The 23,152-nt window shown below is 67.1% G+C and carries 19 protein-coding genes; 6 read left to right on the top strand and 13 right to left on the bottom strand.

Annotation, left to right across the window (positions count from 1 at the left end; all coding sequences use genetic code 11):
- Window positions 1-34 precede the first annotated feature (34 nt).
- Together ASE79_RS01625 and ASE79_RS01620 are read left to right on the top strand one after the other, a co-directional pair.
- Window positions 35-319: a CsbD family protein gene (locus ASE79_RS01625; RefSeq protein WP_056411191.1), complete on the top strand. Its 285-nt coding sequence runs from the start codon at window positions 35-37 to the stop codon at window positions 317-319.
- Window positions 320-439: 120 nt separating this feature from the next.
- Window positions 440-694: a hypothetical protein gene (locus ASE79_RS01620; RefSeq protein ID WP_056411188.1), complete on the top strand. Its 255-nt coding sequence runs from the start codon at window positions 440-442 to the stop codon at window positions 692-694.
- 6 nt (window positions 695-700) lie between these two features.
- Here the strand turns inward: ASE79_RS01620 and treF are convergent, their stop codons facing one another.
- The 4 genes from treF to ASE79_RS01600 all read right to left on the bottom strand — a co-directional run bounded on the left by treF (window position 701) and on the right by ASE79_RS01600 (window position 5,100).
- Entirely contained in the window at window positions 701-2,305 is a 1,605-nt protein-coding gene (treF, locus tag ASE79_RS01615; protein WP_082444999.1) for an alpha,alpha-trehalase TreF, read from the bottom strand.
- Complete coding sequence (locus ASE79_RS21350; protein ID WP_200910301.1) at window positions 2,305-2,694, bottom strand: hypothetical protein; 390 nt, start codon at window positions 2,692-2,694, stop codon at window positions 2,305-2,307. Before ASE79_RS21350 ends, treF begins: the two co-directional genes overlap by 1 nt.
- 18 nt (window positions 2,695-2,712) lie before the next feature.
- Window positions 2,713-3,489, bottom strand: a complete 777-nt coding sequence (locus ASE79_RS01605; RefSeq protein ID WP_056411187.1) for an SDR family NAD(P)-dependent oxidoreductase — start codon at window positions 3,487-3,489, stop codon at window positions 2,713-2,715.
- 102 nt (window positions 3,490-3,591) lie between these two features.
- A complete protein-coding gene (locus ASE79_RS01600) occupies window positions 3,592-5,100 on the bottom strand; it encodes a GH39 family glycosyl hydrolase (protein WP_321163314.1) in 1,509 nt (502 codons plus the stop codon).
- A 123-nt stretch (window positions 5,101-5,223) separates the two neighbouring features.
- Between ASE79_RS01600 and ASE79_RS01595 the strand changes: the two genes are divergently transcribed.
- Window positions 5,224-6,285: an SMP-30/gluconolactonase/LRE family protein gene (locus ASE79_RS01595; protein ID WP_235516712.1), complete on the top strand. Its 1,062-nt coding sequence runs from the start codon at window positions 5,224-5,226 to the stop codon at window positions 6,283-6,285.
- A gap of 2 nt (window positions 6,286-6,287) precedes the next feature.
- Here the strand turns inward: ASE79_RS01595 and ASE79_RS01590 are convergent, their stop codons facing one another.
- The 3 genes from ASE79_RS01590 to ASE79_RS01580 are packed head-to-tail and all read right to left on the bottom strand — an operon-like array spanning window position 6,288 to window position 10,904.
- Window positions 6,288-6,761, bottom strand: a complete 474-nt coding sequence (locus ASE79_RS01590) for a cupin domain-containing protein (protein ID WP_200910300.1) — start codon at window positions 6,759-6,761, stop codon at window positions 6,288-6,290.
- On the bottom strand, window positions 6,758-7,873 hold the full coding sequence (locus tag ASE79_RS01585) for a Gfo/Idh/MocA family protein (RefSeq protein ID WP_056411184.1): 1,116 nt from the start codon (window positions 7,871-7,873) through the stop codon (window positions 6,758-6,760). The genes ASE79_RS01590 and ASE79_RS01585 overlap by 4 nt, the downstream gene beginning before the upstream one ends.
- A gap of 46 nt (window positions 7,874-7,919) precedes the next feature.
- Window positions 7,920-10,904 carry a TonB-dependent receptor plug domain-containing protein gene (locus tag ASE79_RS01580; protein WP_056411182.1) on the bottom strand — a complete coding sequence of 995 codons (2,985 nt, stop codon included), beginning with the start codon at window positions 10,902-10,904 and terminating at the stop codon, window positions 7,920-7,922.
- A gap of 247 nt (window positions 10,905-11,151) precedes the next feature.
- Here ASE79_RS01580 and ASE79_RS01575 point away from each other — a divergent pair, with 247 nt between their 5' ends.
- Window positions 11,152-11,727, top strand: coding sequence for a gluconokinase (locus tag ASE79_RS01575; RefSeq protein WP_416354494.1), 576 nt, complete (start codon window positions 11,152-11,154; stop codon window positions 11,725-11,727).
- Window positions 11,728-11,746: 19 nt separating this feature from the next.
- Here the strand turns inward: ASE79_RS01575 and ASE79_RS01570 are convergent, their stop codons facing one another.
- Together ASE79_RS01570 and ASE79_RS01565 are read right to left on the bottom strand one after the other, a co-directional pair.
- A complete protein-coding gene (locus tag ASE79_RS01570; protein ID WP_056411175.1) occupies window positions 11,747-12,424 on the bottom strand; it encodes a FadR/GntR family transcriptional regulator in 678 nt (225 codons plus the stop codon).
- An 18-nt stretch (window positions 12,425-12,442) separates the two neighbouring features.
- A complete protein-coding gene (locus ASE79_RS01565) occupies window positions 12,443-13,801 on the bottom strand; it encodes a GntP family permease (RefSeq protein ID WP_056411173.1) in 1,359 nt (452 codons plus the stop codon).
- A 295-nt stretch (window positions 13,802-14,096) separates the two neighbouring features.
- Between ASE79_RS01565 and ASE79_RS01560 the strand changes: the two genes are divergently transcribed.
- Both ASE79_RS01560 and ASE79_RS01555 read left to right on the top strand, forming a co-directional pair.
- On the top strand, window positions 14,097-14,366 hold the full coding sequence (locus ASE79_RS01560) for a helix-turn-helix domain-containing protein (RefSeq protein ID WP_235516711.1): 270 nt from the start codon (window positions 14,097-14,099) through the stop codon (window positions 14,364-14,366).
- Between the two features lie 78 nt (window positions 14,367-14,444).
- Window positions 14,445-17,459 carry a glycosyl hydrolase family 28-related protein gene (locus ASE79_RS01555; RefSeq protein ID WP_200910299.1) on the top strand — a complete coding sequence of 1,005 codons (3,015 nt, stop codon included), beginning with the start codon at window positions 14,445-14,447 and terminating at the stop codon, window positions 17,457-17,459.
- Here ASE79_RS01555 and ASE79_RS01550 read toward each other — a convergent pair.
- The 4 genes from ASE79_RS01550 to ASE79_RS01535 are packed head-to-tail and all read right to left on the bottom strand — an operon-like array spanning window position 17,389 to window position 23,073.
- On the bottom strand, window positions 17,389-18,675 hold the full coding sequence (locus tag ASE79_RS01550; protein ID WP_056411171.1) for an SGNH/GDSL hydrolase family protein: 1,287 nt from the start codon (window positions 18,673-18,675) through the stop codon (window positions 17,389-17,391). The genes ASE79_RS01555 and ASE79_RS01550 overlap by 71 nt on opposite strands.
- Window positions 18,672-19,880 (bottom strand): endo-1,4-beta-xylanase, encoded by a 1,209-nt coding sequence (locus ASE79_RS01545; RefSeq protein ID WP_056411167.1) that lies wholly within the window; start codon window positions 19,878-19,880, stop codon window positions 18,672-18,674. Before ASE79_RS01545 ends, ASE79_RS01550 begins: the two co-directional genes overlap by 4 nt.
- An 18-nt stretch (window positions 19,881-19,898) precedes the next feature.
- Window positions 19,899-20,912 (bottom strand): sugar kinase, encoded by a 1,014-nt coding sequence (locus tag ASE79_RS01540; RefSeq protein WP_056411166.1) that lies wholly within the window; start codon window positions 20,910-20,912, stop codon window positions 19,899-19,901.
- Between the two features lie 46 nt (window positions 20,913-20,958).
- Window positions 20,959-23,073, bottom strand: a complete 2,115-nt coding sequence (locus tag ASE79_RS01535; protein WP_056411164.1) for an alpha-glucuronidase family glycosyl hydrolase — start codon at window positions 23,071-23,073, stop codon at window positions 20,959-20,961.
- Window positions 23,074-23,152: the final 79 nt, after the last annotated feature.

Raw genomic sequence — 23,152 nt, 5'->3', positions numbered from 1 at the left:
TTTTTCGGTCCGTTAACATCCAAGGAGACGATCTATGAACACCGACACGCTCGCAGGCGCCGCAACCGATTTCGGCGGCAAGGCCAAGGAAACGCTCGGCACCGCAACCGGCGATACAGCGCTGAAGAGCGAAGGCGTCGCGGATCAGCTGAGCGGCACGGTTCAGAAGACCGTCGGCCAGGCCAAGGACGTCGTCGAAGAGAACGTCCGCCCGCTGGTCGACTATGTCCGCCAGTTCTCCAAGGAGCGTCCGTTCGCGGCAGCTGCGGTCGCCGGCGTGCTCGGCATCGCGCTGATCAACACGCTTCGCGGCAAGTGATCGTGCGGCCGGCGGGGGATGCCCCTCGCCGGCCCGTTCGATAATGTAAAGACCGGTGATACCGGGTGCCAGCGAGGCGCCGGACAATCGCCCTACCGCCGCGGAAAGAGGCCGCACCGGATGGACTATAGCGACTACGACACAGAATTGGACGAACCCCGCCACCCGCGCGCCGACGAGGACTGGGACGGCGTATGGGATTCGGATGACCGCACCCGCGAGCGGCCTTACGCGGCCGGACTTGCAATCGCGCTGGTCGTTGCCGCTGCCACCTTCGCGATATTGCGCACCGGATGGCGTCGCATGCCGTCTGGCCCCGACTCCGTAGTGCCCTCCGCGGCCGACATCTTCGTCCGGCCACCACCACCGCGCTGATCGCCGTTATTTCCCCGGGTTTGCATCCCGCGCCGCGAGTTCGCGATAGCGGTCGAGGATCGCGCTGGCCACGCCGTTGGTCCAGCCAAACCCGTCCTGCACCGGATACTCGCCGCCACCGCCGGGCGTGCGCTGCTCGATATTGTACTTCTCGAGCATTTTGCCGGTCTCCGCATAGGCCGCGCCGACCGTGCCGATCCAGCGGCGCGCAATGTCCTTGGCAAGTGCTGGTTCGCCATTGGCGTCGAGCCCGGCGATTGCGACCCATTGCAGCGGCGCCCAGCCATTGGGCTCATCCCATTGCTGCCCGGTCTTGAGCGTCGTGGTGCGCAACCCGCCCTCTGCGACCAGCGATCGGCGCACCGTCTTTGCAACCGCCTTTGCCTGCGCAGGCGAGGCAAGCCCGACGAAAAGCGGGTGCAGCATCGCGGCGTTGACGCTCCCGGTCGGCTTGCCGGTCGACAGGTCCCAGTCCGCATAGCGCGCGGTCGTCGCTTGCCAGAGATAGCGGTCGATCGTGGCACGGCGCTGCGTCGCGCGCGTCGTGAACGCGGACGCGCACGCCCCGTCGCCTGCAGTGCGGCAGCGCGCGGCGATCGCGCGCTCCATCGCGAACATCAGGCTGTTGAGATCGACGGGGACGATGTCGGTGGTGTGGATCGTCGTCAGCGACTGCGTATCGCGTAGCCAGCGCGAGCTGAAATCCCATCCGCTTTCCGCGCCGGCGCGCAGATCGCGCTGCGTCGCCCCGGCGGGACGGGGGGCGGCCTTGGCGGCGGTCGTGACGTCCTCGGCAAAGGATTCGTCGCGCGGCGTGTCGCGGTCGTCATAATAGCGGTTGAGCACGCTGCCGTCGGGCATCCGCACCACGCGCAGGCACGCGAGCCTGCCGGCTGCACAGGTTTCGCCTTTCATCCAGAAGGCGTGTTCGGTGCGCAAAGCCGCCAGCCGCCGCTTCGCGATTGCGGGGTCGGTGTTGGTCGAAAGATCGAGCATCAGCGCGTAATAAGGCGGCTGCGACCGGCTGAGATAATAGGTCCGCGTGCCGTTCGGAATATGCCCATACCGCTCGATCAGGCTCGTGAAATCGTCGAGCATCGATTCCACCAGCAGTTGCTGGCCATCGGCCTTCAGCCCCAGCATCGTGAAATAGCTGTCCCAGTAATAGATTTCGCGAAAGCGCCCGCCGGGCACGACATAGCGGGCAGGAAGCGGCAGCGCGGAGCTGCCCACAACGGGTATGACCGGCTCGCGTACCAGTTGCGGCCAAAGCGCGCGGACATGCGTCCGGAGATCGCCCGAGCCGCGATCATTCTCGCCCGGCACGACGAAATTGGCGAGCACGAACGCCTTCAAGGCGGGGCCGTAAGGCTTGGTCCGCGCATAGGCTGCCATGATCGTGTCGGCGGAACGCTTGGGCACGGCATCGACGAACGTCTTGCCGTCCGCGAACACGTGCTGCTGTTGCACTGCGCGGAACAGCGCGCCGTACACGTCCGCGGGTGACCGCGCGGTTGCAGCCTCCGCCGCAACCTTCGGTGGGGGTACCGTCTGCGCCGGGGCCATCGCCGCGACCGAGGTGAGGGCAGCAAAACGGCAAAGAGTCTTCATCACGTCGCGATCATCCCGGTAGAGCAATCGATCCCGCCAATGCAGCGCGAACGATCGGCAAGGCGCATATCAGAAGTCGGTCGGGGCGCCGAACCGGATCGACCGACCGCTGGCCGCGGTGGCGTGATGAGATCCGGATCGGGCCGGTACGCCAGCACGAACGCGATCACCGTTTCGGCCGGCATCTCGCACGGACGCAGCACCGGCCCGTCCGCTAGCCGATAGAGATTGAAGCTTACCCGTCCGGTCCCGCCAAGCTGCTCGCCCCATAGCCAGCATCGCCGGCGATCCGCCGCCATGTCCAGCGTCACGCCCCAGCGATGCCCCGCATATCGGCCTTCGCTATAGCCGATCGGCAGCCGATCAAGGGCGGCTAGAAACTGGTCCACGGCGCTGTGCCTCCAGTCTCAGAGCGTGTCGAGCACACCGCCATCGACGCGCATCGCGGCGCCCGTGGTGGCGGAGGCGAGCGGCGAGGCGAGGTAGACAACCAGGTTCGCGACCTCCTCTACGGTTGCGGCGCGGCGGATGATCGAACTTGGGCGGTGAGTCTGCACGAACGCCGCGGCAACCTCGTCGATCGGTTTGCCCGTCTTTGCGCGTTCGTCCTCTAGCATCGCCTCGACGCCTTCGGACAGCGTCGGCCCCGGCAGCACCGAGTTGACGGTGACGCCGGTGCCCGCCATCCGCTTGGCGAGACCGCGGGCCAGCGCGACATCGGCCGTCTTGCTGACGCCGTAGTGGATCATCTCCACGGGCACGTTGAACGCGCTTTCGGACGACAGCAGCAGCAGGCGACCCCAGCCGTTCGCCGCCATCCCCGGCAGATAGGCGCGCGCCAGCCGCACGCCGGCCATCACGTTGACCTGCCAGTGCCGATCCCAGGTCGCGTCGTCGACGTCGAAGAAATCGGCGGGATGGAAGATTCCGAGATTGCTGACGACGATATCGGCGTTGGGCACCGCAGCGACGAGCGCGTCATGGCCCTCGACGTTGCCCAGGTCGGCTGCCACCCCGCGGGCATCGCCGCCGAGCTTTTCGACCGCCGCATCGACCTTCGCCTGGGTGCGGCCATTGACGATGACGGTCCCGCCCGCCTGCGCGAGCCCCTGCGCGATCCCGAAACCGATGCCTTCGGTGGAGCCGGTGACGAGTGCGGTCTTGCCGGAAAGATCGATGAGCATGGCGAACTCCTGCTACATGCGCGCGCGTCATGCGCGCGCAACTTGGCAACCAAATCCCCGAACATGACGAAAGTGTCCGCGCGTGCCGCGCCAGCGCAGGGTTTAGGCCGGTGTGAGTTCGACCATCACCACGTCATGATCGCGCATCGGCAGGTCCAGCGTCGCCGTCCCGTCGGCATGGACACGCACCGTGCTGGTCATCAGCGGATCCTGCGTCGTCGTCTGCAGCCGTGCGAGCTGTGCCTTGGTCAGTACTGTCGGACGGCCCATCTCGAGATACGCGGTATAGGCGTCGTTCTGGCGAAAGCCCGTGCGGCGTACCGTCACGCGGTACGATCCGGGCGTCAGGCCGCCGACCTTCATATCGATCGGCGCCGCGCGCGCGGGAACGCGGACCTTGGAGAAGAACGGGCGATTGCTCACCGGCTGGTCGGGCAAAACGTCGCGCCACGCGAGCAGCTGGATCGTCCGCCCCTTGATCGCCGCGATGCTCTGGTCGTCGCCAGTCGGCAGCTCGCGGTCGCCCAGTTCGGCGAGGTATTTATACGCGAACCAGGTCGCCTTGCGCACGCCCTGCGGCGTCATCAGCCCGAAGCCGCCCTCGAACGGTTTGGTCTGCGGGCCGGGTTCCTCGAACAGATCGCTGAACGTCCAGTAGCTCATGCCCTGCGCGATGCCTTCGGTCCGCTTCAGCTTGCCCAGGATATACGCCGCGCCGAGATAATCGTCGTGGATCGGATCGCGGGGATTGTAGCTGGTGCTCCACTCGGTGAAGAACAGCGGCAGCCCGGGCCGACCGGCGGCATCGATCTGCGCGCGCACCGCACGCACGTCCTTCACCACCGCATCGGGATCGCGTGACAGCTTGTTGTCGCCTTCGCCCTTCTCGTCGAGAAAACCGCCCTCGACGCCGTAGGTGTGCGTGCTGACGAAATCGACCGGCAACGCCTGCGCCTTCGCATAGGCCAGGAATTCGGGGACCCAGGCTGCCCCCGCGGTCGAGGGGCCGCCGACGCGCAACGCGGGGTCGATCGCCTTGATCGTGCGCACGGTGCGCCCGTAATAGTCGAAATAGGCGGCCTGGTCGCCATCCTGCCAGAAGCCGGCGAGATTGGGTTCGTTCCAGAATTCGAAATACCAGCTGCGAACTTCCTTCGCGCCGTAGCGGTCGACAAGGTGCCGTGTGAACGCGTCGACCAGCGCGGTCCATTTTTCGGGCTGCGGATGCGACGTATTGCCCTTCCAATAGAAGATCGTCTGGTCGGACGTCTTCATCGCATCGGGGGTGAAGCCGAGCTCGATGAACGGCTTGAGGCCCAGCGAAAGCAGGCGATCGTACAGGGTGTCGATCTTGCGCCAGTCATAGACGGGCGCGCCGTTCACCTCGCGGTACACGCCCAGCTGGTCGGCGAACACGTTGTGGAAGCGGATATAGCGAAAGCGGAGTTCCTTCTGGACGGTGGCGAGTTGCGCCAGGCTGTCCTCGCGCTGCAGCGTGCCGGGGAAATCGGCACCGACCGACAGTTCCGCCATCCGGTCGCGCGGCGTTGTCCGGGCCGACGCGTCGATCGCAATCGTCCGCGCATCGGCCGCCCAAACCGGGACGGTCACAATTGCGCTCAACGCTAGTGCTGCGGCATATCCGCATTTTGGTATCGACACCGTCATCCTCCCGCTCTTATCCATGTCTCTTGAGCGATAGCGCTACCAAGTGCAACGCGGAGGATGTCGACCATGCCGTGGGGACCAGCAGGACCGGAGCACCGCGCGCCCGCGCCACCGCATGGCCCTGCGGTCGACCGGCGTAGCGTCCTGATCGGCGGGCTGGCGATGTTCGGCGCCGCAGGACCCGTAATGGCGGCGGCTCCGGCGGTCGTGCCGCGGATCACACGGATGTCGCCGGCGCTCGATCGGATCATCGCGCCCGATGCGGTGATCGAGACGATCGCCATCGGGATCCGCTGGGCAGAGGGACCCGTGTGGGTGGAGGCAGGGGGGTATCTGCTCTTCTCCGATCCGCCTGCCAATATCGTCCGGCAGTGGCGCAGCGGCGGGCCTGCGACGCCGTTCCTCGATCCCTCGGGGGCCGTCGGATCCGACCCGGCCCGTGTCCGCGAGCCCGGCGCCAACGGCCTCGCGCTCGACCGGGAGGGCGGGCTGCTGATCGCCAACAGCGGCGGTCGCTCGATCGACCGAGTCAATCTCGCCACCCGCCGCCGCACCGTGCTGGTCGACCGGTACCGCGGCCGACGGTTCAACAGTCCCAACGATCTGCACGTCGCGCGGAGCGGCGCGATCTACTTCACCGATCCGCCTTATGGGCTGGTCGGCGGCGATGCGTCGCCGGACAAGGAGATGGCCTTCAACGGCGTCTATCGCTGGACCCCGGGCGGCGGCGTCGACCTGCTCGACGACAGCCTCACCCGCCCCAACGGGATCGCGCTCTCGCTCGACGAAACCCGGCTCTACGTCTCGGTCTCGGACGAGGCGGCACCGCGCATCATGGTCTATGATCTGGAGTCCCGCACGCCCAGCCTCTGGCTCGATCTCAAACCGATGCACGCGCGCGGCGGCGCTGGCCTGCCCGACGGCATGAAGGTCGCGCGCGACGGCACGATGGTCTGCTCGGTGCCGGGCGGAATGATGATCCTGACGCCCGATGCCGAACCGCTCGGGCTGATTTCCACCGGAGCCCCGATCGCCAACTGCGCATTCGGCGAGCAGGGGCGCGTGCTGTACCTGACCGCGAACGACCGTGTTCTCCGCCTGCCGTTGCGCGCCGGCTGGCAGGGCTGAGTTCAGCGGCGAACCGGCAGCTTGGTGCCCAGCAGCACCAGTCGGCCACCCGTGATGCCGAACCAGTGCGGTACCCCTGCCGGGATCAGCATGACATCGCCGGGTTTGAGCGTCCGGGTCGTGCCGCCGATGATGCGGTCGCCCTCGGTCAGGTCCGGCTTGACGGGTTTTGCAGCCTCGAGCGTTCCGCCAGAGATCAACGTCCCCGCACCGGCGATGACGATCGCATATTCGGCCTGATCGGGATGCACGGCCGGGCGCCCCGGCGTCTTCCAATATTCGAGCGCGGCGACCGTCTCGCCGTCGCGCACCAACGGCTGCCACGCAAAGCCTTGCCCCGGTTTCATCGCCTTCGCCATCGCCGCAACCTGCGCCGTCACATCGGCACCCGACGCGAACGCGGTCGGATCCGTCGTCTGCGCCATCGCGGCGGTCGAACCGAACGCCAGCAGCGTCACAAGCACCCGCGCGATCATGCTCGGCCGTCCAGGCGGATGGTCCGCCCCTCGCGCGCGGATCGATAGATCGCCTCGACGATCCGCATGTCGCGCAGGCCTTCTTCGCCCGAAACGATCGGCTCGCGGCCGCTGCTGACGCAATTCGCGAGATGATCGAGCTGGCCCGCGAACTGCGTCTTGCCTGGGCCGCCGGGCGGCAGGATCGCGCGCTCGCGGCCGTCCTTCCCGACCCACATCTGGTTGCCGTCATAGCGCGTTGCCGGTTCCAGCTCGATCCGGCCGGCGTCGCCCATCAACAGGATGCGGTTCTGGTTGGCGCTGTACATCGACTGGCACCCTGCCAGCGCGCCCGAGGGGAATTCCAGCGTCCAGTCGAGCATGTCCTCGACCTCGGTAAAGCGCGGGTCGCGGCGGTCGGTGGATTCGCGCGCGGTCACCGCGATCGGCTCTTCGCCGATCATGTAGCGTGCGGCCTGAAGGCTATAGATGCCCATGTCCATCAGCGATCCGCCCCCGGACAGTGCCCGCTTCAACCGCCATTTCGCCGGGTTGCCCTGCACGAAGCCGTGCTCGGACCGGACGTAGCGGATCTTGCCCGCGGCACCCGTACGCGCCAGCCGCATCGCCTCCAGATTATAGGCCTCGAAATGGCAGCGATAGCCGATCATCAGCTTGCGGTTCGCAGCCTTGCACGCCGCGATCATCGCCTCGCATTCCGCGACCGAGACGGCCATCGGCTTTTCGCACAGCACATGCTTGCCGGCCTTCGCCGCGCGGATCGTGTACGCGGCGTGCAACGCGTTCGGCAGGCAGACATAGACGATGTCGACGTCGGGATTGTCGCGGATCGAATCGAACGTTTCGTAGGAATAGATCGCGCTATCCGGCAGGCCGTGCGCCGCCGCGACGCGCCGCGCCTTGATGGGGTCCCCGCTGACGACCGCCGCCAGCCGGCTGTGCGCGCAATTGGCGAATTGTGGGATGATGACGTCGAGCCCGTAAGACCCGAGCCCGACGATCGCATAGCCGAGCTTGCGATCGGGCCGGGTCGCGCCGAACGCCGCCGCACTGCCGGCACCGATCACGAGCGCGGCGGCAGAGAGAATGAGGTCGCGTCGTGCAATGGTCATGGAGCTTGGCCCGGCATGAGAGTGGCAGAAATCCGGTAATCCGGTGTCAGAACCGTGCGCGCACGCCGATCCGATAGAACCGACCCAGTGTATCGTAGAGCGCGGGGTTTACGTCGAGCCCCGTATTGGTCTGCGGCGAAGGTTCGGGATCGTGATCGAACAGGTTGTCGACCTTGAAGAACATGCTGACCTGCTTGGTAACGTTCAAGGCACCGCCTACATCGAAGTAGAACGCTCCCTTCATCCTGTTGTAATCGATCGTCGGATTGTTGGCGGTCGACGCCGGGCAGTTGCCGGCCTGGCAGACCACATATTGATGACCGATCACGCCCTCGCTGAACCAGCGCTGTTGCAGCGTGATGCTGAATCGGTCGTTGTCATAGCTTTCGGTTGCAAGCCATTTCCAGTCGGGGGTCGCGCCGGAATTCGCGCCTGCCGTATCGACCGGAATCGTGCCGGGCAGGCCAGGATCGGTCACGAACTTGATGACGTGGGTGGCCAGCGCCCGGACCGAGAAGGTGCCGTCCATCCCCAGCGGCTGGCGCCATTGATAGCTGCCCTCGATGTCGAAGCCCTTGGTCTTGATCGATGCCAGGTTGAAGGACTGTACGTTGACGAAGTTCGGTCCGGCGGTGTTCTGCAGATTGAACGCGCTGCAGGTATCCGTATTGCCCTGAAAGCACAGGTTAACGATCTGCGCCGCCGACAGGCTGGACACGACGTCGTTCACCTTGATGTCGTAATAGTCGAACGACAGGCTGAGCCCCGGCAACCATTTCGGCCGCGACAACACGATGCCCGCCTCGGTGCTGCGCGCGATCTCGGGACGCAGCGCCGAATTGCCGATGGTGTTCTGGATGATCAGCACCTGCGTATTGCGGAACGGATCGGTGAAGTTGGGGACCGTCGTCGTGGTCGGTGCCGCAAACAGCTCCGACAGGTTCGGCGCACGCACGTCACGCGACGTCACCGCGCGCAGGCGGAACCCGTCGAGCGGCGTCTCCCATGTCCCGCCGACCTTCCACGCGTAGACGACACCCGAGGTTGAATAGCGGGTGGCGCGTCCGGCCCCGTTGATGTTCGCGCGCCCCAGCGTTTCGGAATTGAGGATCGGAAGGTTGAGCTCGAGGAAGCTCTCAAGCACGGTGTATCGGCCCGTCCCGTTCTTGTAATTGCCGGCGTACCAGTTGCTGCCGACGGTGGAGTTCAGGTTCGGATCGCTTGGATACAGCGCCGAATTCGGGCTGATGCTCGATACACCCGCGCCGTAGGGATCGGCGTTCACGCGGTAGAATTCGCGGCGCCATTCGATGCCGGCTGCCAGCGCGACGGGGCCTGCCCACAGCGTGATCGGTTCACCCGAGATGCTGCCGGCGGCGGCATCCTGCGTCTGCTTGGTATGCTGGAATGGACCGGCTTCCGGCGTGATGTAGGCCAAGGCGCCGGCAGACGGCGTAGCGCCGCCGAAGATGTTGATCGGTTGACAGCCGGCGGCACGTGCGACCGCATCGGCGCAGACGATCTGGCCGTTGATACGCGTGGCGTTGATCGCCTGGTTGTAACGGCCGGTCAGGCTGACGTTATCGACGTTGATGTCGGTGATGTTGGTGCCGTGCTCGTACGATGCATCATAGGTCCAGCTCGTCCCGATCAGATCGGCCTTGCCCTTCAGGCCCCCGACGAAGCGATATTGGCGGCGGTCGGTGTTGACCTGGATGTTGGGCAGGATCGCGTTGCTCAGGCCGTACTGGAACGTGGTGATGCCGTTCGCGGCACAGGCGGCCGAGATCGAGGCGGGCAGATAGGGGTTCGCGCACTGGATCGTCAGGCCGGTCTTGGAGGCGCCTGGGTTGGGCTGATTGTGCGTCTTCACCTGCGCGACGTTGGCGGTCATGTAGACCTCCATATCGGGCGCGACGTCATAGCTGATGCGGGTATAGCCGTTGAGGCGCTGGATCGCGGATTGCAGCGATGTGCCAGAGCCGACATGACCCGACTGGTCGCCGCCGACGCAGAAACCGACATAGCATCCCGTGACCGTCCCCGCCGCGTTCTTCGCGGGAACGCCGTTGGACCCGTATTGGAACGCGAACGGCTGGCCGTTGGCGTCGAACGCCGTGCCTTGCAGCGGCCCCGCGCTGATCAGGCCGTATTTGGTGTATTGATAGGCCTGGCCGTGGTCGCGGTACAGGAACTGGGGCGAGCCATTGTTGCGGATGCCCGTGTCGACCAAGGTCGTCGCCCGGTACCAGTCCCGGCTGCCTGCAAGGTCTTCGCCGAAATTGCCGGGTCCGACACCTTGTTCCTTGGCATATTCGCCGCTCAGGATGACGTGCAGCTTGTCGTTCGCGAAGCTCTTGCCGACCGCGGCCTGCACCAACAACTGGCCATCGTCGCCATAGGTGGTCACGCCCGTCTGGACGTTCGCCTTGAACCCGGTGAACTTCGTGTCGGTGATGAAGTTGATCACGCCGCCGACCGCATCCGACCCATAGGATGCGGACGCGCCGCCGGTGACGATGTCGACCCGCTTGATGAGGAGTTGGGGGAACTGGCTGATGTCGGGAACGCCCGTCACATTGGCGCCGACGACGCGCTGGCCGTCGAGCAGGGTCAGCGTCCGGATCGTGCCGAGACCACGCAGCGAGAACGAGCTCAGCCCTTGCGCACCGCTCGACGTGCTGAACGTCCCCGTGCTGGCGCCGGTCGAGCCCTGGAGCGACGGCAACTGCGCCACCGTCGTGAAGATGTTGGGTTGCGCGTTCTTGAGGATCTGTTCCTCGCCGATCACTGTCGTCGGCGTCGGCGCGTTGAAGCCGCTCGACGTGATGCGCGTACCGGTGACGACGATGTCGCTGACGGAGGCGGGCGCCGGCGTGCCCGCGGCCTGATCGCTGACCGGGGCAGGGGGCGGGGTAGCGGTTTGGGCCGAGACTGGCGCGCAGGCTAGGACCGCCGCGAGCGCAATAAGGCTGATAGCGATACCATCCATCCGTCCGAAAATCCGCGGGTCGCGTATGGCCATCGTCATCCGTCCATCCCCCATGCGCATGGTACGAGCCGGTTCTCCGGCCTTGTCCGTCCATCGTGTCGGCAGCGGTCTACGGCATTGCAGCCCGCGCGGCATCTACGACCAAGGTCGCACTTCGCCCCGTATCGCCGCGTGCGGCCGTCCTCTGCGGTCGCGCGGGCTAGGACGACTGCGACAAAGGTCGTAATGGCCAAGCCCCCGTCGCCGCCCGATAGCGGTGGCGCGGAGCAGTCGATGAGGGTGCGTGGTGCAAGCAGAACGACAGATTTCCGGAAACGCGCGCGGCATCGTCGTCATGGGCGTGAGCGGCAGCGGCAAATCGACGCTGGCGGCCTATCTGGCCGAGCAGCTCCACTGCCCCTTGCTGGAAGGCGATACGTTCCATGCGCCGGCGAGCATCGCCAAGATGCAGTCGGGTCACCCACTCGACGATGCGGACCGGTGGCCCTGGCTCGATCGGCTCGGGAGAGCGCTCGGCGAAGCGGCGCTGGGCGCGCAGGCCGACCATGACGGCCTTGCGGTGGCCGCGTGTTCTGCGCTCAAACGCAGTTATCGCGAGCGTCTGGCCGCGGCTTCCGCTGTGCCGTTGTCGTTCGTGTTGCTCGATACGATGCCCGCCGAAATTGCGCGCAGACTTGCGACGCGGTCGGGGCATTACATGCCGGCAAGTCTGCTCGACAGCCAGCTCGCAACGCTCGAGCGGCCGACAGCGGACGAAAACGCGCTGATGCTCGATGCGGGCCGGACCCCGGATGCGCTCGGCAGCGACGTGCTGACGTGGCTGGGGATCACCATCCCTGGGTCGGCGCAGCCGCCCGGCTGACGCGGCGCACCGGCACGCGTCAGGGCATGAGGCGCTTGCGGCCCTGCGACAAATGCCAGCGCATCGCCAGCGCTGCCCCGTCCGCATCCTCCGCGCGGATCGCCTCGACGATCGCGTCATGCTCCTCCATCATCGCACCGATCACCTCCGGCGGACGCGAGCGGGAGATGTCGACGCCGGCGCGTAGGATCCGCATCACCTCTTCGTGGAGATGGTCGAACACCAGCAGGAACGCGGCGTTCGCAGTAGCTTCAACGATCGTGCGGTGGAGAATCCAGTCCTCGTCATGCGCCGGCGCATTCGACAGCAGCGCACCGCGCAGGGCTTCCAGCGCACGCTCGATCGCCTCGAGTTGATGATGCGACCGGCGTAATGCGGCCAGCCGTGCCGCTTCCGCCTCCAGCACGAACCGCACCTCGTAGGTGCCGAGCGTCGTCGCCAGTGCATCCATCGGCATGTGCGTGCCGAGGCGCTCCGACGGGCGCCGCTTGACGTACGACCCCGCGCCGCGCCGCGCCTGTGTGATCCCGTCCGACGCGAGCCTCGCCAGGGCTTCGCGGACTATGGTTCGGGACATACTGAACATCGTCGCAAGTTGCGCTTCGGACGGGAGGCGATCGCCGACCGCCAACTTGTCGTCGGTGATGATCCGGACGATCGCCGTATAGGCGCGATCCGCGAGCCGTAATTCGGTCATGAGCGGCTCCTGGCTGCGTCAGACGACATGGCTGAGCGCCATCACCAGCGCGAGGCCGACGACCGAGATCGCCGTCTCGAGCAGCGACCAGGTGCGGAACGTGTCCGCGGTGCTGGTGCCGACATAGCTTTTCACCAGCCAGAAACCGGGATCGTTCACATGGCTGAAGAACACCGACCCCGCGCCGATCGCCAGCACGACGAGTTCGGGTGATACGCCCGAGCTTGCCACGACGCCGGGCATGATCCCGACCGCGGTGATCGTCGCCACCGTCGCCGAGCCCGCGGCGAGCCGGATCGCGACCGCCACCAGCCAGCCGAGCAGCAGCGGCGATATCGCGTACATCATCACCGTCCGCGCGAGCAGGTCGGACAGGCCGGCGGTGACCAGCACCTGTTTCAACGCGCCGCCTGCGCCGATCGCGAGCAGGATCGCGCCGGCCGCGCCCATCGTCTCATGCCAGACGGCCTCCTGGATCGCCGACTCGCGTAGCCGTCGACCGAACAGCACCGGCAGCGCGAGGAGATTGGTCAGGAGCAGCGCGACGACCGGATTGCTCGCCGCAACCAGCCCCGGCGCGCCCTTCCAGGCCGGGACCATCTGGCCGAGCTCGCCGGTGGCGATCAGCACGACCGGCAGCATCACGATCACCAGCGACAGCATCCGCGAGGGCGTCGCGATTCCGAGGCCGGTGTCGCGCAGGACGGGCGATGCCAGCCGCACGCCGCGGGTCGTGAACTTCGCCAGCACAGGGCCGGCGACGATCGCGGTCGGGATCGCGATGAGGATTCCGTACAGCATCGTCAGCCCGAGATTGGCGCCCAGCGCCTCGACCGCGAGCAGCGGGCCGGGATGCGGCGGGACGAGCGCGTGCACGACGCCGAGCCCTGCGAGCGCGGGCATGATCAGCCGCAGCTTGGCCTGGTCGCGCGCGGCATCGCTCGTGCCTGCGGACATCGCCGACATTTCCTCCGCCGCCGCCACGACGATCGGCAGCAGCAGGACGAGCCCGGTTTCGAAGAACAGCGGCAAGCCGATGACGATCGCGATGCCGAGCGTCGCCCAGGGTGCGGCGCGCGTGCCGGTCAGGTTCAGCGCGCCCTTGGCGAGCGACGCGGCGGCGCCCGACAGATGCAGCATCGCGCCGAGCGACAGCCCCAGCGCGACGACCAGCCCGGTGCCGCCGACGATGTCGCCGACGCCCTTCTGCACCGCCTTGGCGACGTCCGGCAGCGGCAGCCCGGCCAATAAGCCGACGGTGAACGCGCCGCACAACAGGCCGATGAACGGATGCAATCGCCCGCGGACGATCATCAGCACGGCAAGCAGGATTCCCGACAGCGCGGCAACGATCAGCCTCAGATCGCCGCCGATCATCGGCGCCTATCCCCGGTTCGTACGCGGCGCTTGCATGGTGGCGACATCGACATCCTTCCCCGCGATCTGACGGCGTGTTCGCCTGTCGAGTAGAGTCAATCTGTAGGACAGCTATTCGCGAACTGCCATCAGAAAAGGCTTGATAGCGCTATAAAGAGCGGAGCATAGTATAAACCTGTCCAACCGAATCTGTAAAAAGCAGAGTGGCGGATCGGGAGCTTGGACCTTGCTGTCGCGGCGTCAGACCGCGGAGCGAAAAGCTGCGGCACAAGAGCCGAAACAGTGGAGGATGATCATGGAAGCGACTGTTCGGGATGCTTACCGACCCCTGCGCGCACCTGCCGATACGGCCGCCGGGACGCGCGCCCCGGAGCTGACCCCGACGCAGATCAAGGTTCTGCGCGGCGTGCATTCGGGGTTGCTCAACAAGCAGATCGCCTATGATCTCGGCATCGCCGAAGCGACGGTCAAGGCGCACATGACCGCGCTGATGCGCAAGCTGAACGTGCGCAATCGCACGCAGGTGGCGATCGTCGCGCAGACGCTGGTGCTGCGCTCCGCCTGAACGGTCCCGGCGACCGGGCCAGCGACCGCTACATCGAGTTTCCGCAATCACGGCCCGCAAGCGGGGGACAGGATCACCATGACCATGAAATGGCTGCTGGGCGGCGCGGCATTGCTGCCGCTGCTGTCCCCCGTCGCGGCGTTCGCGAAGACGAGTTCGGTCTATCTCACCCGCCCCGACGATCCGCGTGCGGTGACCGTCAAGGGCGTCGGCGACGGTCGCGCCGACGACAGCGTCGCGCTGCAACAGGCGATCGACTCGGCGGCGGCGGGTGGACAGGGGGGCGGGCAGGGCGGCGTCGTGTTCCTGCCGTCGGGCCGGTACCGGATCAGCCGCACGATCTTCGTCCGGTCGGCGGTCCGAATCTTCGGGATCGGGCCGACCCGTCCCGAGATTGTCCTGGGCGATAACAGCGCGGGCTACGCATCGGGCGTTGCGGCGATGCTGAGCTTTACCGGCGAGGATCAATACAAGGTCGGCAAGGCGCCGGTTCCGCCTCCTACCAGCGTACCGTTCGATCCCGCGATCTTTGATGCGACCTCAAGCACCTTCTATTCCGCGCTGTCGAACATCGATTTCCGGATCGGCGAGGGCAATGCGGGCGCGGTCGCGGTGCGCTTCCGCGTCGCGCAGCACGGCTATCTGCGGCATGTCGATTTCCACATCGGCTCGGGGCTTGCCGGGGTCTACCAGGCGGGCAACGAGTTCGAGGATCTGCGGTTCTTCGGCGGTCGCTACGGGATCATGTCCGAAAAGACCTCGCCCGCCTGGCAGTTCACGCTGATCGATTCCGAATTCCAGGGCCAGCGCGAGGCCGCGATCCGCGAGCATGAGGTCGACCTGACTCTGGTCAACGTCGCGATCCGCGATACACCGGTCGGCATCGAGATCGACCGCGGCTATTCGGATTCGCTGTGGGGCAAGAACGTGCGGTTCGCGAATGTCTCGCGGGCGGGCGTGATCGTCTCGGCGGAGAACAGCGTCTTCACGCAGATCGGTTTCGACAATGCCACCGCGGTCGATACGCCGACCTTCGTCCGGTTCCGCGAGAGCGGCAAGACCGTGGCAGGGGCCGGGCGGCGCTACCGCGTGGCGGATTTCTCCTATGGATTGAAACTGCCGGGGCTCGGCAAGATCGGAGACTATGCGACCGATGTGACGATGGCGCCGATGGCACGCGTTCCTGCGCGCGCGGCGCCGGCGATCCGCGCGCTGCCGCCGGTCAAGGACTGGGCGAATGTCCGCGATCTGGGCGTGAAGGGCGACGACACGACCGACGACACCGCCGCGCTGCAACGCGCGATCGATACGCACCGCGTGCTCTATTTCCCCACCGGCCGCTACCGCGTGTCCGACACGGTGAAACTGCGCGCCGACAGCGTGCTGATCGCGCTCCACCCCGGGCTGACGCATCTTTACCTCGTCGACCAGACGCCGGGTTATGCGGGTGTCGGCGCGCCCAAGGCGCTGGTCGAGAGCGCGCGCGGGGGCAATGCGATCGTCTCCGGGCTCGGCCTGTGGACCGGCGGCGTCAATCCGCGGGCGACCGCGCTGCTGTGGCGTGCGGGCGAGACGTCGATGGTCAACGACGTCAAGATCCAGGGCGGCGGCGGCACCGCGCTGACCAAGGGAAGCCCGATCGGCTTCGGCGATCCGCGGGCGCGCTTCGACGGCCAGTCGCCGAGCATCTGGGTGACGGATGGCGGCGGGGGGACGTTTGCGGCGATCTGGTCGCCCAACACCCTGGCGTCGGCGGGCTTCCACGTATCGAACACCAAGACGCCGGGGCATGTGTACCAGCTGTCCGCCGAGCATCATTATCGCGCGGAAATCGTCCTCGACCATGTCGAGAATTGGGAGTTTCTCGCGCCGCAGACCGAGCAGGAGGTGCGCGACGGGGTCGACGCGATCTCGACCGAGATCCGGGATTCGCGCAACATCCTGTTCGCCAATTACCACGCGTATCGCGTCACGCGGTCGATCAAGCCGATGGACGCCGCGGTGAAGCTGTACGGGTCGGGCGACATTCGATTCCGCAACGTGCACGTGAATGCGGAAAGCGGGTTTGCGAGTTGCGACGCGAAAGGCTGCGGCACGTATCTGCGCGCGAGCAAATATCCGTTCGAAAACGCGATCAAGGACATGACTCGGCGGCAGGAGGTGCGCGAGCGCGAGTTTGCGCGGCTCGACGTGCCGCCGCCGCTCGCGAACGCTGCGCCCCTGTCCCCGCCGCCGGTGTCGCCGGGGATCAGGACACTCGCGGACGGCTTCTATTCGATCGGCGGGGGGTGTTGGTGGGGGAAGGACTTCTACTTCATCGACCGGCATTTCCAGCGGATCTATCGCTGGACCGACACGGGCGGGCTCTCGATCGTCGCGGATGCGCCGAGCGATGCGGTCAGCCTTGCGGTCGATCGATCGGGACATCTGCTCGTGCTGTCGTCGGCCGGGCGCGATGCGACCGTCTACAGCCTCGATCCTGCCAGGCCGGACTCGATCCGGGTCATTGCGCCGACCCCCGTCTCGGGGACGCCCGCGGCGACTTTGCTTCCCGGCAACGTGTGGGCGAACGGCGAATTCGCCGACCGGATCGATCCCATGACCTACCACTATCCGACGATGGCCGAGCTGTTCGCGACCAAGATGGGCGAGGCCAAGCCGCAGGAATATCGATCGCTCGACGGATCGCTGGCGCTGCCCGCGTTTCGCGTCTGGAACCAGGGGCCCGACGATCACCAGGGCTGGCGCTGGTCCGATACGCTCGACGCCTATGGGCTGGTGTCGGCCGCGCCGGGTGCGCGCGTCGTCCTGACCAACGCGTCCGAGAACCGGACCTATGACGGTCTCGTCGGCGACCAGGGGCGAGTCACCGACCTGAAGGTCATCGCCGAGCGTGGCGGCGAGAGCGCGGTCCGCGACGGCAGTGGGCGGCTGTATGTCGCGAACGGGCAGGTGTTCGTCTATGCCGCCGATGGCACGCCGCTACGCCGTATCGACATGCCCGACCGCCCGTTGCAGCTCGTCATCGGCGGCGAGGACGGGCGGACGCTGTATGTGCTGACGCATCACGCTTTGTATGCGGTGGCGATCTGAACAGCGCCAGCGGCACGGCCTCGCCCATCCGGCGATACCCGGCTTCGGACGGGTGGAGGTGATCACCCGAATCGACTGCGGGGTCGAGCCGGATGGGCTGTGCCGGATCGCGCATCACGCGGTCGAAATCGATCACCGCGTCGAACACGCCCGACGTGCGGACGAACGCGTTGACGGCCTGGCGATCGGCTTCGGTCGCGGGGCCGGGGTGATAATAGTCGTTGCCGCCAAACGGCATGATCGTCGCGCCGATCACCTTGATGCCGTGCGCGTGCGCGCGCGCGACGAGTTCGGTGTAGCCGGTGGTGATCTGCGTCACGAGCGCGGTATGCGCCGCCGGTGTCGCCGGGGCCTCGCGCGTTAGGACGCCGAGGTCGTTGACGCCTTCCAGCAGGATCGCCCAGCGGACGCCGCTGCGCGCGATGACGTCGCGATCGAACCGCGCCATGAGGTTGGGGCCCAGCCCGTCGAGCAGGATCCGGTTGCCGCCGATCCCGGCATTGACGACGCCGATGCCGCGCGATGGTGGCGCTTGGCGCAACCGCTCGGCGAGGACATCGGTCCAGCGCGTGTTCCGGTTCGGCTTGACCCCGTATCCGTCGGTGATCGAGTCCCCGATCGCGACGATCGTCGCGGCGGTCGCCGGGCCCGAGACTTCGAGATCGGCGAGCGCGTACCAGTGCGTGGCCTGCGCGGCGCCCGCCAGATCGGCGTCGGCGACGTGATCGCCCGCGAGCGTGTAGCTGATCGCGCGCGCGCCTGGATGGCCGGTCTGCGGCGCGGCGGCTTCGGGCAGATACAGGCTGATGGCGAGATCGGCGCCGGCTGCGACCGGCAGCGCGACGGGATCGGAATAGAGTTCGGCACCCGCGGGGATGACGGCGTCGGCGCGGCCCGAGAAGGTCAGCCGCATCCCGCCGGCGATCTGGCTGGTCGCAGGCGCTACGCTCCGGGCGACATGACCGGCGCCGATCACCAGAGGCCGGGTCCCGAACGCGTTGGACAGCCGGACGCGGATGCGAGTCCCGCCTGCAGAGATCCGGATCACCTGGCGCAGCGTGATCGCGCGCGCGCGATCCGCGGGCAGCGCGTTGTCGCCGTCCGCGATCATCTGCGACGATCCCCAGCTTGCGATCCAGGTGTGTGCGGTATCCCGTGCCTCCGCGCTGGCGCTCAGCAGGCAGGCGCCCAGAAGGGCTATGGTCCAGCGGCTCATCGGCGGTGTCCTTGGCCGTCGGCGACGGCGTTCGAGGGGGCCCGCTTCGGGGCGGAGGCTAGCGCGGCGGCGATCGCGGCGCGCATGGGCTTGGCGACGAACCGGTCGTCATAGGGGCAGGGGCGGCGCCGCGCCGTGTCGGGGCGGGGCTCGAACCCCTCGATCCAGCTGTAGCGGTCAGACAGTCCCCATAGCAGCACGTCGCGGACCGAGGGGTAGGACAGCATCAGATCGAGATAGCCGCGCGTGAAATCCGCCACCGCGCGATCGCGTGCACCGATGTCGGCCGGGAGTTTATTGTCGCGAACGTCCAGTTCGGTGATGACGAGGCCGTACCCCATCGCGGTCACCGCATCGAGGAAGCGACGCCATTCGCCCTCGAGCGCAGCCGTTGCAGCCCGCGTGTCGGGGCCCTGCGTGACGAGGTGCGACTGGACCCCGAGCGAGTCGACGGGGACGCCACGGCGCTTGAAGCCTTCGAGCAATGCCAGCACGCCGGCGCGGTGCTTCGCGTTGCCGGGTTCCCAGCTCATATAGTCGTTATAGACGAGCTCGGCGTGGGGGGCGGCGGTGCGCGCGGTGTGGAAGGCGAGGTCGAGCGTGGCTTCGGGACCGCCCAGCGCGCGCGACAGCGCGGTCTGGTACAGCGTCGAGTCCGCCGGGTTCACCGCCTCGTTGACGACGTCGTAGCTGCCGATCCGGGTGCCGTAGCGCGCGCAGACGGTGGTGATATGCTCGACGAGCAGCCGCGCCGCCGCCTGTGCGGGGTTGGCGCCGAAATCATGCTTCTCTTCCCAGCGCGGCATCCATTTAGGCTGATGCCATAGCAGGTTGTGGCCGCGTACGGGCAGGCGCTTCGCCGCCGCCCAGGCCATGATCGCGTCCATATGGGTGAAGTCGAAGCTGGTCGCGCTGGGCCGGATCGCCTGCCACTTCATCTCGTTTTCGGGCACCAGCAGGCCGCAGTCGCGCACGAGCAGCGCGGCATAGGCCGGGTTGGCGAACGATCCGCGATCCGCGCCCGGGCGGCCCCATGCGACGCAGGACCCGAGGCGCATGCCCTTGCTCGCGGCGATCGCCTGCAGACCGGGCACGCTGCCGGCCTGCGCGAGCGCGCCCCCGGCGGTGCCCGCCGCGACGGCGAGCCCGCCCAGCATCGTCAGCCCGTCGCGTCGCGTGATCTCCACCGAACTCTCCCTCTTCATAGTCGTCATCGTGGCTGTTCAGCGGCGGACGTCGAACCCGCCTTCACGGAACGTCGCCAGGTCGCGCGGCGTCGTTTCGCTCTGGTCGCCGGGGGTGGCGTGCTTGAGCACCGCCAGCGCGAGCCCGGTCTGCGCGGCGCGCTCCGCCCCCTCGCCAAGGTCTGCGAGGACGCCCGCGGCGAAGGCGTCGCCGGTGCCGATCCGGTCGACGATCCCCGACACCTCTACCGCGTCGGTCTCGATGACGTCGGTCGGCGTGTCGATCCGCGCGCGCAAGGTGTTGCAGCCCGCGTCGCGGACCTCGCGCGACATCGAGGCGATGTGGCGGAGGTTGGGGAAGCGGTCGAACGCCGCCAACGCGGCGTCGCGTCGGCCTTGCGGGGTGGTTCCGTCCATCGGCCGCCGCAGCAGCAGCGCGATGTCGCGGTGATTGCCGAACAACAGATCGGCGCGGTCGACGAGCGGAAGGAGGATGGCGGCCGGATCGGCGCACCATTTCGCCCACATGCTCGCGCGGTAATTGCCGTCGAACGATACGGGCACGCCGACCGCGCGCGCCGCGGTCATCGCCGCGAGACAGACGTCGGCCATCGCCGGACCGATCGCCGGGTTGATCCCCGACAGATGCAGTCGCGCGGCGCCCCCCAGCAGCGCGTGCCAGTCATAGGCGGTCGCCGGGGTCGTCGCGAACAGACTGTGCTGACGGTCGTAGACGATCGCCGAGGCGCGCAGCCCTGCGCCGGGCGCCAGATAATAGAGGCCCAGCCGTCCATCCCCGCGCAGGATTCGCGAGACGTCGACGCCCGTCCGGCGCAACGCATCGATCGCCGCGTCGCCGACGACGTCGTCGGGAACCGCGGAGATGACTCCGCTGCCGATACCGAGGCGCGCCAGCGCGACCGCGACATTGGCCTCCGCGCCGCCGAAATTCGCGTCCAGCCGCGCCTCCCGGAACAATGGGCCATGCCCCGGCGGCGAGAGCCTGAGCAGCAGTTCGCCGAAACAGAGTATCGGTCCATCGGTGCGTGTCATCGATCAGCCTTTCGCTCGGTCGCCGTGCATCCATCGGGCCGGCGGATCATTGCGGGTTGCCGGGTGCGTAGGGAAAATGCTGCGCCTTGTACCAGGCCAGGTCGTGCGCGGGGGCGGCAGTGCCCGCGGGAAGCGGCAGGCCGTTGACCGACATCCAATAGGCGAGGCTGGCATCGCGCCACCACTGCGCCTCGCGCTGCTGGACCGCGAGATAGGTCGCGGTCTTCGCCCAGCGCGCCGAGTCTATCGAGGGCTTCAGCGCATCCCATTGGCGGCGCATGCTCGCGACATAGCCCACCCCCTGGTCATAGTCGTCGACCAGCTCCGCCCACAGCGTGCGACCCGAGGCCATCCGGCGATCCCATGCGACATGGTGGAACCAGAGAAGGTCGCGTTCGGGGGTGGTCGCCGGGTTTGCCAACTGGCGTGCCAGAGCGGGGCTGTACTGCGCGATCGCGTCGCTGCCGGTCTTCGTCCGGTCGAAGCCGATGCCTGCTTTGTCGGCGCGGTGGTAATAGACCGGGTTCCATTCGGGGCGCTTGAGATTGGCCACCCACGGCCCCGGACCATAATGATGGCCGGTCGCCATGACGTGCGCGAGCCCGAGCGGCGTCATGTAATCGACCACCGCCTCGCGCGAGCCCATCATCATCGCGACCAACGGATCGACGATCGCGGGGACGGGCGCGAACGTCATCGCCGCCCATTCGCGCGCGACGGGGGCGGCGCCGAGCGTCGGGTCCCAGGCCATCCGGCCGAACGCGTACCAGTTCGCCTGGTTGAAGGTGGAGCCTGCCCAATCGCGGTCGCGACCGATATTGGCGACGCCCGCCATCCCGGTCAGCGTGTGACCCTCGGCTGCCCCATCGACGACCGTTGCGACGGTCTCGCCCGGTGTCTGCATCGTCTCGCTGCCGAGCGTCTCGGCGAACATCGGCCCGAGATAGGCGAGGTGAGTTGCAAAGCCGAGATATTCCTTGGTGATCTGGAATTCGATCATCAGCGGCGTCTTGGGCATCGCGCCGAACAGCGGGTGAAACGGCTCGCGCGGCTGGAAGTCGATCGCGCCGTTCTTGACCTGGACGATGACGTTCTTAGCGAATTTGCCGTCGAGCGGTTTGAACTCGGTATAGGCCTGTTTCGCGCGATCCTCGGGGTCGGTCTCGGCATAGACGAACGCGCGCCACATCACGATGCCGCCATGCGGCGCGACTGCGGCGGCGAGCATGTTGGCGCCGTCGGCATGGCTGCGGTGATAGTCGCGTGGGCCGGGCTGGCCCTCGCTGTTCGCCTTGACCAGGAAGCCGCCGAAGTCGGGGACGCTGCGATAGATCTCGTCGGTCTTCGCCTTCCACCATGCCGCCACCTGCGGGTCGAGCGGGTCGGCGGTCTTCAGCCCGCCAAGCTCGATCGGGGCGGAGAAGCGCGCCGACAGATATACCTTGATTCCGTACGGCCGGAACACATCGGCCAGCGCCGCGGCCTTGGCGATGTACGGCGCGGTGAGGCTGTCCGCCTTCGCGTTGACGTTGTTGAGGACGGTGCCGTTGATCCCGATCGAAGCATTGGCGCGCGCGTAATCGGTGTAGCGCGGGTCGCGGAAATCGGGGAGCGTCCACCAGTCCCAGAGCGACGCGCCGGCATAGCCGCGCTCGACCACGCCATCCAAATTGTCCCAATGGTTGAGCACGCGCAGCTTGACGCGCGGGGTCGATGTTAGGTCGATCCGGTCGAGGCTGCCACCGGTCTGGAGGTGACGCAGCAGCGCGAAGCTGCCGTAGAGTACGCCGCGATCGGTGTTGCCGGTGACGAGCAGGGTGCGGCGGTTGCCCAGCGTGACGTAGCCGACCCGGTAGCCCTCGTCGCCGAGCGCGGCGAGCGGAAGGCGGAGTGCGGCGACGTCGCGATCGGTGGCGGTGGCGAGCAGGATCGTCGGGGCTTTGGTGGCGAAGAAATTCGAGCGCCGCAATTCTTCGCCGGCGGCGCGGAGGGTGGGCGTATCGCCGCGTGCCTCGATCTTCAGCGCACTGCTTGTTGTCGCGGGGGTGCGATACCGTAGCCAGAGGTCGTAGCCGTCCTCGGCATGCGCCGGTCCGGTCAAACCAATTACCGCTGCACACAGCAGCGCGAACTTACCGATCGATCGACCGAATGCCGTCATAATCCTCTCCCGCCGTTCCGCGCCACATTGACAGGATCGCGGATGATCAGCCATGTTATCGCTATCACGACGACGGCTT

This window comes from Sphingomonas sp. Leaf28 (genome assembly GCF_001421685.1).
Lineage (GTDB): Bacteria > Pseudomonadota > Alphaproteobacteria > Sphingomonadales > Sphingomonadaceae > Sphingomonas > Sphingomonas aurantiaca.
The sequence above is the reverse complement of the archived record's forward strand: the minus strand, read 5'-3'. Positions and strand labels throughout refer to the sequence as shown.